This window comes from Saccharomonospora sp. NPDC046836, from assembly GCF_040645195.1.
In the GTDB taxonomy this organism is placed as follows: Bacteria; Actinomycetota; Actinomycetes; order Mycobacteriales; family Pseudonocardiaceae; genus Prauserella_A.
In genome coordinates this window covers 42,359-55,539 of sequence record NZ_JBEYXW010000013.1, presented here as the reverse complement: position 1 = coordinate 55,539, position 13,181 = coordinate 42,359, and the positions used below count along the sequence as shown (strand labels likewise).

Annotated in this window: 8 protein-coding genes; 4 read left to right on the top strand and 4 right to left on the bottom strand. The window is 69.7% G+C overall.

What is annotated here, in order from left to right; genetic code table 11:
* Window positions 1-2 precede the first annotated feature (2 nt).
* A complete protein-coding gene (gene lgt / locus ABZ863_RS16740) occupies window positions 3-1,034 on the top strand; it encodes a prolipoprotein diacylglyceryl transferase (protein ID WP_358536128.1) in 1,032 nt (343 codons plus the stop codon).
* Window positions 1,035-1,047: 13 nt separating this feature from the next.
* On the opposite strand, the gene ABZ863_RS16735 is transcribed toward lgt, so the two are convergent.
* The 3 genes from ABZ863_RS16735 to ABZ863_RS16725 are packed head-to-tail and all read right to left on the bottom strand — an operon-like array spanning window position 1,048 to window position 3,836.
* Window positions 1,048-1,830, bottom strand: a complete 783-nt coding sequence (locus ABZ863_RS16735) for an ABC transporter ATP-binding protein (protein WP_358536126.1) — start codon at window positions 1,828-1,830, stop codon at window positions 1,048-1,050.
* Window positions 1,827-2,870, bottom strand: a complete 1,044-nt coding sequence (locus ABZ863_RS16730) for an iron ABC transporter permease (RefSeq protein WP_358536339.1) — start codon at window positions 2,868-2,870, stop codon at window positions 1,827-1,829. Before ABZ863_RS16730 ends, ABZ863_RS16735 begins: the two co-directional genes overlap by 4 nt.
* Window positions 2,871-2,888: 18 nt before the next feature.
* Window positions 2,889-3,836 (bottom strand): ABC transporter substrate-binding protein, encoded by a 948-nt coding sequence (locus ABZ863_RS16725; protein ID WP_358536124.1) that lies wholly within the window; start codon window positions 3,834-3,836, stop codon window positions 2,889-2,891.
* A 477-nt stretch (window positions 3,837-4,313) separates the two neighbouring features.
* On the opposite strand from ABZ863_RS16725, the gene gltB reads away from it, so the two are divergent.
* Genes gltB through ABZ863_RS16710 form a run of 3 tightly spaced genes read left to right on the top strand, consistent with a single transcriptional unit; the run spans window position 4,314 to window position 11,838 of the window.
* Window positions 4,314-8,888, top strand: coding sequence for a glutamate synthase large subunit (gene gltB, locus ABZ863_RS16720; RefSeq protein WP_358536122.1), 4,575 nt, complete (start codon window positions 4,314-4,316; stop codon window positions 8,886-8,888).
* Window positions 8,881-10,389: a glutamate synthase subunit beta gene (locus tag ABZ863_RS16715; RefSeq protein ID WP_358536120.1), complete on the top strand. Its 1,509-nt coding sequence runs from the start codon at window positions 8,881-8,883 to the stop codon at window positions 10,387-10,389. Before gltB ends, ABZ863_RS16715 begins: the two co-directional genes overlap by 8 nt.
* Window positions 10,390-10,425: 36 nt before the next feature.
* A complete protein-coding gene (locus tag ABZ863_RS16710) occupies window positions 10,426-11,838 on the top strand; it encodes a class II 3-deoxy-7-phosphoheptulonate synthase (protein ID WP_358536118.1) in 1,413 nt (470 codons plus the stop codon).
* A gap of 8 nt (window positions 11,839-11,846) precedes the next feature.
* Here the strand turns inward: ABZ863_RS16710 and ABZ863_RS16705 are convergent, their stop codons facing one another.
* Entirely contained in the window at window positions 11,847-13,163 is a 1,317-nt protein-coding gene (locus ABZ863_RS16705; protein WP_358536116.1) for a wax ester/triacylglycerol synthase family O-acyltransferase, read from the bottom strand.
* Between the last annotated feature and the right edge of the window lie 18 nt (window positions 13,164-13,181).

Genomic DNA, 13,181 nt, shown 5'->3' with positions numbered 1-13,181 from the left:
TTGTGACAACCGCGTCGGCAGTCTTCCTCGCGAGCATCCCCAGCCCGGATCGCGGGGTGTGGCAACTCGGTCCGTTCCCGCTGCGGGCCTACGCGCTGTGCATCATCGTCGGGATCATCGTCGCCATCTGGTGGGGTGACCGGCGCTGGGTCCAGCGTGGTGGGTCGAAGGGCAGCATCGTCGACATCGCCGTGTTCGCGGTGCCGTTCGGCCTCGTCGGTGGCCGTCTGTACCACGTCATCACCGACAACCAGCTCTACTTCGGTGAGGGCAGGGACCCGCTGCGCGCGCTCTACATCTGGGACGGCGGTCTCGGTATCTGGGGCGCCATCGCGCTCGGCGGCGTCGGTGCGTGGATCGCCTGCCGCCGCAAGGGCATCCCGCTGCCTGCCGTGGCCGATGCGGTCGCACCGGGCATCGTCGTGGCACAGGCCATCGGCCGGCTCGGTAACTATTTCAACCAGGAGCTCTACGGCGGCCCGACGGATCTGCCGTGGGGCCTGGAGATCTACCGCCGCGTCGATCCGAACAACCCGCTCGTCGAGGACCCGCTGAACGGGGTCGCTGTCAACAACGTTCCCGTCGAGATCGTCCACCCGATGTTCCTGTACGAGCTGCTGTGGAACCTCGGCGTCGCCCTGCTGGTGGTGTGGGCCGACCGTCGTTTCCGGCTCGGGCACGGCCGGGCGTTCGCTCTCTACGTCGCGGGCTACACCGCGGGCCGGTTCTGGATCGAGCTCATGCGTACCGACCAGGCCAACCACATCCTCGGCCTGCGGGTGAACGTGTGGACCTCGCTGATCCTCTTCGCCGGCGCGGTGGCCTACTTCATCGTCGCCAGGCGGCGGGGGCCGCGTGAGGAACCCGAGACGCTACGTGACCGCGACGCCGACACCGAAGCCGCCGAGGACACCGACGTCACCGACAACGTCGAGGACAGCACGGAGCCCGCGGGGGAGAAGGAGCGGCACGACGACACACCCGCCGACGCAACGCCCGGCGGCGACGACCGCAGAGCCGAACCGGGCGCGTAGCCACCGGTCGGTTTCACGGGTCGGCTCGGCGCACCGGCGCGACCACCGGATGGCCTGCCGAGGTCGTCAGCACCTCGGTCTCGGCACCGTAGTGCTGGCTGAGCCGGTCCGTGGTCAGCACATCCGCCGGCTTGCCTGCCGCGACGACCTCGCCGCCGTCGAGCAGCACCAGCTCGTCGGCGTACTGCGCGGCGAAGGTCAGGTCGTGCAGGGTCGACACGACGGTCGTACCGTCCTCCCGGCGCAGCCGGTCGAGCCGTTCCAGCAGTGCCTGCGCATGCCCGATGTCGAGTCCGGTGGTGGGCTCGTCGAGCAACAGCAGCCGCGTCTGCTGGGCCAGCACCCTGGCCAGCACGGCACGTTGCGCCTCCCCACCGGAGAGTGTGCGCAGTGTGCGGCCCGCCAGCGTACGCAGGTCCAGCCGCTCCAGCGTGTCTTCCACAATGGACAGATCGGCCCGGCTTTCCCGTGCCAGCCTGCCGAGGTGCGGGGTGCGCCCGAGCAGGACGTAGTCGGTGACGGTGAGCCCCGCAGGCAGCGCCGGGTTCTGCGGTGCGTAGCCGATCAGCCGGGCCAGTTCCTTGCGGGACAACGACTCCGCCGCCGTCCCGTCGAACTCGACCGTCCCATGACAGGGCACCAGCCCGGCGATGGCCTTCAGCAGTGTCGACTTGCCGGCTCCGTTGGGGCCGACGATCGCCAGCCACCCGCCCTCGGCGATCTCGGCCGACACATCGCGCACGGCAGGCCGGTCGCCGTATCCGGCGCCGACCCCGTGCAGCCGTACCCCGGTCACGCTGCCCGCTCCTTGTTCGTACGCAGCACGACCGCGAAGAACGGCGCCCCGGCGAACGCCGTCACGACACCCAGCGGAAGCTCGCCGGGCAGTACCGTCCGCGCCACGAAGTCGGCCAGTATCAGGAACACCGCCCCGCCGATGAGGGCCAGCGGCATGATCACCCGGTAGCTGGCACCGGCGAGCAGGCGCACGATGTGCGGCACGACGATGCCGACGAAGCCGATGAGCCCGCTGACGGCGACGGCCGCGGCCGTCGCCAGTGAGGCCGCGGCGAGCAGGACCAGCCGGACCAGCCCTGGCCGGATGCCGAGCGAGGCGGCCTCGGCGTCGCCCAGCGTCAGCACGTCCAGCAGCCGCGCGCACGCGCACAGCACGATCGCGGCGAGCGCGATGTAGGGCAGGGCGATCCAGACGTCGTGCCAGCCGGTGACGTTCAGCCCACCGAGCGTCCAGGTGTACACCTGCTTGATGGTGTCGGTGTTGAGCTGCTGGACGAACGTTTGGATCGCGGTGAGGAACGCCGTGACCGCGACCCCGGCCAGCAGAAGGGTCGCCGTGCCCGAACCGCCCGCGGAGCGGCCGAGCAACCAGCTGAGGCCGACACCGCCGAGCGCGCCGGCGAAGGCCGCGAGTGGCAGCGGCCCGATCAGCCAGCCCGTGACCGCAGGCGCGAACACCACGACGACGGTGGCGGCCATGCCCGCGCCTGCCGCGGCGCCGAGGAGGTACGGGTCGGCGAGCGGGTTACGGAACACGCCCTGAAACGCCGCACCAGCGCCCGCCAGCGCGGCGCCGACCAGCCCGGCCAGCAGCACCCGCGGCAACCGCAGCTCCCACACGATCGCCGCCTCTCGCTCGCTCAGCGGCGAGGTGCCGCCGGTGAGCTGCGCGACGATCTCGGCGAGCACCCGTTGCCAGCCCAGCCCGCCGGAGTCGGCCACCAATGCGAACACCAGCGCGGCGAGCAGCGCCACGAGCGCGAGCGCCAGCGCGCGCGGCCGCAGGCGGGTGAGCGCGGGCCGGGTGCGGGCACGCAGGACTGCCACGGCTCGCGGCTACCGGCCGGTCACCGCGTCGGCCACGGCGCTGGCGAGCTCGACCAGCCGCGGGCTCCAGCGGGAGGCGATGGAGTCGTCAATGGCGACAACGCGCCCCTGCTTGACCGCGCTGAGCGTGCTCCACCCCGGCCGCTCCGCCACGGTCTGCGCGTTCTGCCCGCAACATTGGCTGTCGGCAAGGAAGATCAGGTCGGGGTCGGCCTGCAGGATGCGTTCGGCGGAGAGCTGTGGGTAGCCGCCGAGGGCGTTCGGGTCGCCCTGATCGGCGATGTTGGTGAGCCCGAACTGGCTGTAGACCTGCCCGATGAACGTCGCCGAGGTCGCGCTGTAGAGGGTGGGGTCCAGCTCGTGGTAGTAGCTGAGTGGCTCGCTTGGCTTCGGAACGTCGGCGACGAGCTTGCCGATCTCCTCCTTGGTGCGCCGGGCGAGGTCGGCGCCCTGCTCCGGGTGCCCGGTGGCCTTGCCGACGAGCTCGAACTGGCCATAGGCGGCGTCCAGTGTCGCGGGTGCGGGCAGCACGAGTGTCGTGATACCGGTCTTGGCGAGGCTCCCGGCGAGCTTGCCGTCGAGGTCCGATTCGACGATCACGAGGTCGGGGTTGTGCGACGCGATCGCCTCGGGGTCGACGTTGAGACCGCTGAGCGACGTCTTCGGGGCCTGCTCGGGATACGTCGACGCGGAGTCGACCGCGACGACCTGCTCGCCTGCGCCGACTGCGAACAGGGTCTCGGTGGTCGACGGCGACAGCGACACGATCCGTTCCGGTCGCTCGCCGATGGTGACCGCTGGGGCGTTCTCCGGCCGCAGCTCGACGGGGAACTCACTGGCCGTTGCCGACGGCGCCGCGGGAGCGGCAGCCTCGCGGTCCGCACATCCGGTGAGGGCAAGGGCCAGAAGCGGGGGAAGCAGCGCGAGCAGCCGGGCGCGGCGGGGCACGCGAATCATGAGACCTCGCTGGTCGGTCGGGCGCGTGGGCCGCGCCAGGACCGCTTGCGTGGTCGTGGACGCCGCACCCCTGCGCCGGGGGCGGAATGGCGTCGGCGCGAGAGGCAGGCGACCTGACTCGGTTGTCCCGTCACGGTTCGCGATCACCCCGTCACGGAACGGCCATCACAGTTGCGGCACAGCGCCGGATTCACACCGGACTTCGCTGCCGCTCGCGTCGGAGTGACGCTACCAGGCCAATCTCACAGGCTTGCCGAACCTGTGTCTCGGGTACACTCGGTTTGCTGGGCTACCGCGCTCGAGCCCATCAGGAACACAGTCGTTCGGGGCTGCCAGATTGTTACAGTTCTGGGCAGAAATGAGTGCCGCACAACAGTGCTCACACGTTTCCTAGATGTTAAGGTTCCGCAAATAAGCGGGCCATTGTCGTCCCGTGCCCAGTACTTACCGAGCACGAAGACGACGCAGGAGGTCCCCTTGATCTTCTCCGCGATTCCGGCTCAGCAGGGTCTTTACGACCCTGCTACGGAACAGGATTCCTGCGGTGTGGCCATGGTCGCCCACGTCCGTGGAGTCCGCTCGCACAGCATCGTCACCGACGGTCTGGCCGCGTTGACGAATCTGAACCATCGGGGGGCCGCCGGTGCCGAGCCCACCAGTGGTGACGGCGCCGGCATCCTGGTTCAGCTGCCTGACGAGCTCTTGCGAGCGGAAGCCGGGTTCCTGCTGCCGAAACCGGACGCCTTCGGGCAGCACCATTACGCGGCTGGTATCGCGTTCCTGCCCGTCGACACCGAGCAGCGGCGCAAAGCGGTCGCGCTCATCGAACGGATCGCCGGCGAGGAGAACCTCACCGTGCTCGGCTGGCGGGATGTGCCGACCGACGCCGATGCGGCCACCGTCGGGCCCGCCGCCCGGTCGGTCATGCCCCACTTCGCGATGCTGTTCGTCACCGGAACACCCGATGCCGACGGCGAGCTGCCCAGCGGCATCGAGCTGGACCGGATGGCCTTCTGCCTGCGCAAGCGTGCCGAGAACGAGAGCCCCGCGGCCGGCTGCGGCGTGTACTTTCCTTCGCTGTCCTCGCGCACCATGGTGTACAAGGGCATGCTGACGCCCGAGCAGCTGCCCGTCTTCTTCCCCGACCTGCGTGACGAGCGCCTGCTCAGCGCGATCGCGCTCGTGCACAGCCGGTTCTCCACGAACACCTTCCCCTCGTGGCCGCTCGCGCACCCGTTCCGGTTCGTCGCGCACAACGGCGAGATCAACACCATTCGCGGCAACCGCAACCGCATGCGGGCCAGGGAGGCGTTGCTGGCGACGGACCTGCTCCCCGGCGACCTCACCCGGCTCTACCCGGTCTGCTCGCCGGAGGCGTCCGACTCGGCCTCCTTCGACGAGGTGCTCGAGCTACTGCATCTCGGCGGCCGCAGCCTGCCGCACGCGGTGCTGATGATGATCCCCGAGGCGTGGGAGAACCACGCCACCATGGATGAGCAGCGCCGCGCGTTCTACCAGTTCCACGCGAGCCTGATGGAGCCTTGGGACGGCCCGGCATGCGTGACGTTCACCGACGGTGTCCTCGTGGGCGCCGTGCTGGACCGCAACGGTCTGCGCCCCGCGCGCTGGTGGCAGACCGCTGACGAGCGGGTCGTTCTCGCGAGCGAAGCAGGCGTGCTGGACGTGCCTCCGAGCCAGGTCATCGCGAAGGGCAGGCTCAAGCCGGGCCGCATGTTCCTGGTGGACACCAAGGCAGGCCGCATTGTCAACGACGATGAGATCAAGAGCGGGCTCGCCGCCGAGGCGCCGTACGCGGAGTGGCTGCATGCCGGCCTGCTCACGCTGGACGGGCTGCCCGACCGCGACCACATCACGCAGACGCACGCTTCCGTGCTGCGCCGCCAGATCTCGTTCGGCTACACCGAGGAGGAGCTGAAGATCCTGCTCGGCCCGATGGCCGCCAAGGGTGCGGAGCCGGTCGGCTCGATGGGCACCGACACCCCACCTTCGGTGCTGTCCAAGCGTTCCCGCCTGCTGTACGAATATTTCAAGCAGGGCTTCGCGCAGGTGACGAACCCGCCGCTCGACGCGATCCGCGAGGAGCTCGTCACCTCGATGAGCCGGATCATGGGCCCCGAGCAGAACCTGCTCGAGCCGGGACCCGCGTCGTGCCGGCACATCCAGCTGCCGTACCCCGTCATCGACAACGACGAGCTGGCCAAGCTCATCCACCTCAACGACGACGGCGACCTGCCGGGCTTCGCCTGCGCCGTGCTCTCCGGTCTGTACGAAGTGGACGGTGGCGGGCCTGCGCTGGCCGATGCGATCGAGCGCGTGCGCCGGGAGGCCTCGGAGGCGATCGCCGCCGGAGCGCGCACACTCGTGCTCTCCGACCGCGACTCCGACCACCGCATGGCGCCGATCCCGTCACTGCTGCTGGTGTCCGCGGTGCACCACCATCTGGTGCGCACCAAGGAACGGCTGCGTGTCGCGCTGGTCGTCGAGACCGGTGACGCCCGCGAGGTGCACCACATCGCGCTGCTGCTCGGCTACGGCGCCGCCGCGGTGAACCCGTACCTCGCGTTCGAGACGATCGAGGACATGATCACGCAGGGCGCGATCACCGGTCTCGACCCGGCGAAGGCCGTCAGCAACTACGTCGGCGCACTCGTCAAGGGCGTCCTGAAGATCATGTCCAAAATGGGCATCTCGACCGTCGGCGCCTACACGGCCGCGCAGGTCTTCGAGTCCCTCGGGCTGTCACAGGAGGTGCTCGACGAGTACTTCACGGGCACCGTGTCCAAGCTCGGCGGTGTCGGTCTCGACGTGCTGGCCGAGGAGGTCGCGGCGCGGCACCGGAACGCGTATCCGGACAATCCGGCGGAGCGAGCGCACCGCGGGCTGGAGACCGGCGGCGAGTACGCCTACCGCCGCGATGGTGAGCTGCACCTGTTCACCCCGGAGACCGTCTTCCTGTTGCAGCACGCGAGCAAGACGCGGCGCGACGAGGCCTACCGGGCCTACGCCGAGGAGGTCAACCGGCTCAACCGGGAGGGCGGGGCGCTGCGCGGGCTGTTCACGTTCCGCACACAGGCGCGCACCCCGGTGCCGATCGACGAGGTCGAGTCCATCGAGTCGATCTGCAAGAGGTTCAACACGGGCGCGATGTCCTACGGCTCGATCTCCGCCGAGGCACACGAGACGCTGGCCATCGCGATGAACCGCATCGGTGGGCGGTCCAACACCGGTGAGGGCGGTGAGGATCCGGAGCGCCTCTACGACCCGCAGCGGCGCAGCGCGATCAAGCAGGTCGCAAGTGGACGGTTCGGGGTGACCAGCGAGTACCTCGTCAACGCCGACGACATCCAGATCAAGATGGCACAGGGCGCCAAGCCCGGTGAGGGTGGACAGCTCCCGCCGAACAAGGTGTACCCGTGGATCGCGCGCACCCGGCACTCCACGCCCGGCGTGGGCCTGATCTCGCCACCGCCGCACCACGACATCTACTCCATCGAGGATCTGGCGCAGCTGATCCACGACCTCAAGAACGCCAACGAGCGCGCGCGCGTCCACGTCAAGCTGGTGAGCTCGCTCGGCGTCGGCACCGTCGCCGCCGGTGTCTCCAAGGCCCACGCGGACGTGGTGCTGATCTCCGGGCACGACGGTGGGACCGGCGCGTCGCCGATGAACTCGCTCAAGCATGCGGGCACGCCGTGGGAGATCGGCCTGGCCGAGACCCAGCAGACGTTGCTGCTCAACGGTTTGCGTGACCGGATCACCGTGCAGGTGGACGGCGCGATGAAGACGGGACGGGACGTGGTGGTCGCCGCGCTGCTCGGCGCGGAGGAGTACGGGTTCGCCACCGCGCCGCTCATCGTCGCCGGGTGCGTGATGATGCGGGTCTGTCACCTCGACACCTGCCCGGTGGGTGTGGCCACGCAGAACCCGGAGCTGCGCAAGCGCTACACCGGACAGGCCGAGCACGTGGTGAACTACTTCCGGTTCGTCGCGCAGGAGGTGCGGGAGCTGTTGGCGCAGCTGGGCTTCCGGACTCTGGACGAGGCGATCGGGCGTGTCGATGCACTCGACGTCGACGAGGCCGTGGCGCACTGGAAGGCGCGGTCGCTCGATCTGGCGCCGATCTTCCAGATGCCCACCGAAGGACCGACGTACGGCGGGGCGCGGCGCAAGGTGCGCGAGCAGGACCACGGTCTCGAGCACGCGCTGGACCGCACGCTGATCCAGCTGGCGGAGGCGGCGCTGGAGGATGCGCACCCGATGCGGCTGGAGATTCCGGTGCGCAACGTCAACCGCACCGTCGGCACGCTGCTCGGTTCGGAGATCACCCGCCGCTACGGCAGTGCGGGCCTGCCGGACGACACGATCCACATCATGCTGACCGGTTCGGCGGGGCAGTCGCTCGGTGCGTTCCTGCCGCCGGGCATCACGCTCGACATGGTGGGCGACGCCAACGACTACGTCGGCAAGGGCCTGTCCGGCGGGCGCATCATCGTCCGCCCGCACCCGGAGGCCCCGTTCGCGGCGGAGGGCCAGGTCATCGCCGGCAACACCATCGCCTACGGCGCCACGAGCGGGGAGCTGTTCCTGCGCGGGCAGGTGGGGGAGCGGTTCGGTGTGCGCAACTCGGGTGCGCTCATCGTCGCCGAAAGCGTGGGCGATCACGCGTTCGAGTACATGACGGGTGGGCGCGCTGTCGTGCTCGGCAGTACGGGGCGCAACCTGGCGGCTGGTATGTCCGGTGGCCTGGCGTTCGTGCTCGACCTCGACGAGGGCCACGTGAACCTGGGCATGGTGGATCTGCTGCGGCCGGAGGCCGACGACCTCACCTGGCTCAAGCGGATCGTGACGCGGCACTACGAGCTGACCCGCTCCGCGGTCGCCGCGTCGCTGCTCGGCGACTGGCGGCGCCGCTCGCCGTCGTTCACGAAGGTCATGCCGCGCGACTACAAGCGGGTTCTGGAGGCGACGAAGGCCGCGCGCGCGGCGGGGCGCGACGTTGACGAGGCGATCATGGAGGCAGCTCGTGGCTGACCCGACCGGGTTCATGAAGTACGAGCGTGCCGAACCGCCGAAGCGACTCAAGTCCGAACGCGTGCAGGACTGGCAGGAGGTCTACGCCGACCTCGGCCAGGAGGCGCGCAATGCGGCGGTCCGCACGCAGGCGACACGCTGCATGGACTGCGGCATCCCGTTCTGCCATTCGGGCAGCGCGGGTTGTCCGCTCGGCAACCTGATCCCCGAGTGGAACGACCTGGTACGCCGTGGTGACTGGGCGGAGGCCAGCGAACGGTTGCACGCGACCAACAACTTCCCGGAGTTCACCGGGAAGTTGTGTCCCGCCCCGTGTGAGGCGGCGTGCGTGCTGTCGATCCTGCCGGCGTCCGGCGGTCCGGTGACGATCAAGCGGGTCGAGGAGACCATCTCCGCGCAGGCCTGGGAGTCCGGCTATGTGCAGCCGAAGCAGGCGACCGTGTCGACAGGGCACCGGGTCGCCGTCGTCGGCTCCGGCCCCGCAGGGCTTGCGGCGGCGCAGCAGCTGACGCGGGCGGGACACGAGGTGACCGTGTTCGAGCGGGACGACCGGCTCGGTGGCCTGCTCCGCTACGGCATTCCCGAGTTCAAGATGGAGAAGAAGGTGCTCGACCGCAGGCTCGCCCAGCTGCGGAAGGAAGGCACCACGTTCGTCACGGGCTGTGAGGTCGGTGTCGACATCACCGTCGAGGAGCTACGGGAGCGCTACGACGCGGTGGTGCTCGCCGTCGGCGCGCTGCGTGGCCGGGACGACCGCACCACGCCGGGCCGCGAGCTCGCGGGCATCCACCTGGCGATGGAGCACCTCGTGGCCGCCAACCGGCAGTGTGAGGGCGACGGGCCGCCGGAGATCGACGCGGCCGGCAAGCACGTCATCGTCATCGGCGGCGGTGACACCGGCGCCGACAGCTACGGCACCGCCATCCGGCAGGGCGCGCTGTCGGTGACGCAGCTCGACCAGTACCCGCAGGCGCCGACCACGCGCGACGACGACCGGTCTCCGTGGCCCACGTGGCCGTACATCCTGCGCACCTACCCGGTGCACGAGGAGACGGGGGAGCGGATCTTCGCGGTCGCGGTCAAGCGGTTCGTCGGCGACGACGAGGGCCGCGTGCGCGCCATCGAGCTGCACAAGGTGCGGGTCGAGAAGGACCCGGAGACCGGCCGCCGTGAGGTCGTGCCGACCAGCGACGAGGTCGAGGAGCTTCCCGCGGACCTCGTGCTGCTCGCGATCGGTTTCGACGGCGTCGAGCACATGCGGCTGCTGGACGAGCTCGGGCTGAAACTGACAAGGCGCGGCACGCTGTCGTGCGGCGCGGACTGGCAGACCGACGCGCCGGGCGTTTTCGTCTGCGGTGACGCGCATCGTGGTGCGTCACTGGTCGTGTGGGCGATCGCCGAGGGGCGCTCGGTGGCGAACGCGGTGGACACCTACCTCACCGGCGCTTCCGACCTGCCCGCCCCGGTCCACCCCACGGCCCTGCCGCTGACCCCGGTGTAGGCCAATGGACCTCGGGTAGGCGAGGGCGCGGCGGCGATGGCTCCGTATCCTGGTGTGGTGAACTGGACAGTCGACGTCCCCATCGACACTCTGCCTTCGCTGCCGCCCCTGCCGGCCGAGCTACGCGCCCAGCTCGACAGTGCGCTGGCGCGCCCGGCCGCGCAGCAGCCCGAGTGGCCCGACGCCGACACCGTCGGCCGGGTCAGGGCGGTGCTGGAGAGCGTTCCGCCGATCACCGTGCCCCCCGAGATCGACCGGCTGCGCCAGCGGCTGGCGATGGTCGCCCGTGGGGAGGCGTTCCTGCTCCAGGGTGGGGACTGCGCGGAGACGTTCGAGTCCAACACCGAGCCGCACATCAGGGCGAACCTGCGCACGCTGCTGCAGATGGCAGTTGTGCTGACCTACGGTGCGAGCCTGCCGGTGGTCAAGGTGGGCCGCATTGCGGGCCAGTACGCCAAGCCGCGGTCGAACTCGACCGATGCGCTCGGCCTGCCGGTGTACCGCGGCGACATCGTGAACTCGCTGGTCCCCAAGCCTGAGCTGCGGGTGCCGGACCCGGGCCGGATGATCCGCGCGTACGCCAACTCCGGTGCGGCGATGAACCTGATCCGCGCGCTGACCGGGGCCGGGATGGCCGACCTGGCGCAGGTACACGACTGGAACAAGGACTTCGTGCGGACCTCGCCCGCGGGGGAGCGTTACGAGGCACTGGCCTCCGAGATCGACCGCGGCCTGCGTTTCATGTCGGCATGCGGCGTGAGCGACACCTCGTTGCACACCACGGAGATCTTCGCCAGCCACGAGGCGCTGCTGCTCGACTACGAGCGGGCCATGCTGCGGCTGGACAAGCCGGGCGATCCGGACGCGAAGCTGTACAACCTGTCGTCGCACTTCCTGTGGATCGGCGAGCGGACGCGGCAGCTCGATGGCGCTCACATCGCCTTCGCCGAGCTGCTGGCCAACCCGATCGGCGTGAAGATCGGCCCCACCACGACGCCGGAACAGGCGGTCGAGTACGTGGAGCGGCTGGATCCGCGCAACGAGCCGGGTCGCCTCACGCTGATCTCCCGGATGGGCAACGGCAAGGTCCGCGAGGTGTTGCCTGCGATCGTGGAGAAGGTCGAGAACTCGGGGCACCGGGTCATCTGGCAGTGCGACCCGATGCACGGCAACACCCACGAGTCGTCCAACGGGTACAAGACCCGGCATTTCGACCGCATCGTCGATGAGGTCCAGGGCTTCTTCGAGGTCCACCACCGGCTCGGGACCTACCCCGGCGGCATCCACGTCGAGCTGACCGGTGAGGATGTCACCGAATGCCTCGGTGGCGCGCAGGAGATCTCCGATCTGGACCTCACCGGACGGTACGAGACGGCGTGCGACCCGCGCTTGAACACCCAGCAGTCGCTGGAGCTGGCGTTCCTGGTCGCCGAGATGCTGCGGGCCTGACCGGTGCTTCAACTGCAGCGGTGCAGTGCCGCCAGCGACTTGGTGACCGCATCGGCGAGCGAACCCACGTCGGGCACCGCGTGACCGTTGGCCTGTAGCCCGATGTGCAGGGCGTTGCGGTAGGTCGACACCGCGATGCCCACCGACTGGTGTGGGGGCAGCGGCACGAACGGGTACACCTCGCGCAGCTGCGCGCCACCCAGCGTCATCGGGAGACCTGGCAGCGGCACGTTGGTGACCACCGTGTCGAACAGCAGCGGCGCCGCCCGGCCTGCCACCTTCGTCGCCAGCCGGTGCACACCAGGGGGCAGCCGATTGGCCAGAATCGGGATGGCGCCGGCGCCACGCGCGGGCCCGGCCTTCTTGTTGCGTTCCATGATGCGCCGCACCACGTGCAGCCGCTCCACCGGATCGTCCAGCTCCACCGGCAGGTCGCACAGGTAGCCGGACAGGACGTTGCCGCCGGCACGCTCGGCCTCGCGCCCCCGCAGGCTCACCGGGATGAGCGCGCGCAACGAGCGGGCATCGGCGCGCTGCCCACGGTTGATCATCCACTCGCGCAACGCGCCGGCGAGCATCGCCAGCACGACGTCGTTGGTGGTGCCCCCGTGTGCCTTGCGGATCTGCCGTACGTCGGCGATGTCCACCCGCACCAGGCCGACCCGCCGTGCCGCCGAGTTGACCGTGACTGTCGGCGAGATCGGATACGGGCGCGCGGCGCGCAGCACGGCGCTGGCGATGCCAGCCGACTCGGCGGCGTGGCCGATGGCTGTCGATGCGCCATCGCGCAGCATGTCCAGCGGTGACCGTGGCGCCGACTGCCGGCAGACGCGAGCACGTTGAACCGGCAGTTCGATGTCATCCAGTAGACCGAAGGCGACGCCGACCGCGCCGGTGCCGTCCGTGAGCGCGTGATGGAACTTCACCAACAAAGCGAACTCGCCACCGGGTAAACCGGTAACCAGTTGAACATTCCACAATGGAGCGTGCAGGTCGAGCGGCTCGGCGATCCATTGTGCCGCGAGCTCGGCGAGCGGATCCGGTTCGTAAAGATCACACAGCTGGCTGATTCCGATGTGCCGCGCCGGATCGAAATCGGGATCGTCTTCCCATTGCGCACCACCGATGAGTGGCCAGCTCTGCACAACACGCTGGCGCAGCTTGGGTATCGCGGCAGCACGTTCGGCCAGTAGCGCAACGAGCTTGGCGGGGTCGACCTGCCGTCGGGGGCGGAAAGTGGCGACCGCCCCCATGTGCATCGGTGTGGATTCCCCTTCCAAGCAAAGAAAAGCGATGTCGAGTGCGCTCAGCCGGTCCCCTGCCATCGGCGGTCCCCCCGGAGT